The following is a 503-nucleotide window of genomic DNA, read 5'->3' as shown; positions in this document are numbered from 1 at the left end:
AGATACGACGCGGATCAGCCAATAAACTTGCAACATAACGAGTAAATACGGCCGCATCAGCACCATTAATCACGCGATGATCATAAGATAATGATAATGGTAGCATCAAGCGTGGCTCAAAGGTCTGCTTATCCGCATTCCAGCGTGGCTGCATTGTTGCTTCAGAAGCACCCAATATACCTACTTGTGGCCAATTGACCAATGGCGTAAATGACGTTCCACCCAAAACACCTTGGCTCGAAATCGTAAAGCTAGCCCCTTGCAAGTCCTTGGTGCTAAGCTTTTTATCACGCGCTTTTACAGCCAGCTCGCCGATCTCAATCGCAATTTGCTTGATGCCTTTGTCTTGCGCATTTTTAATCACTGGCACAATCAGACCGTCGTCAGTCGCTACTGCAATACCCATATTGACACTTTTACGCAAGATAATTTGCGTATTATCATCACTTAGATGACTGTTAAAACGCGGATGCTGAGTAAGCGCATAGGCAGTTGCTTTAACG

Annotated in this window: 1 protein-coding gene; it reads right to left on the bottom strand. The window is 45.3% G+C overall.

Going from position 1 to position 503, the window contains the following annotated elements; translation table 11 throughout:
- The coding region (locus tag ACS8FD_RS25000) for a 2-oxo acid dehydrogenase subunit E2 (RefSeq protein WP_439277828.1) at positions 1 to 503 on the bottom strand (503 nt) is incomplete at both ends.

Source organism: Psychrobacter sp. 1U2, from assembly GCF_051847575.1.
This window is presented reverse-complemented; position numbering and strand designations above follow the sequence as displayed.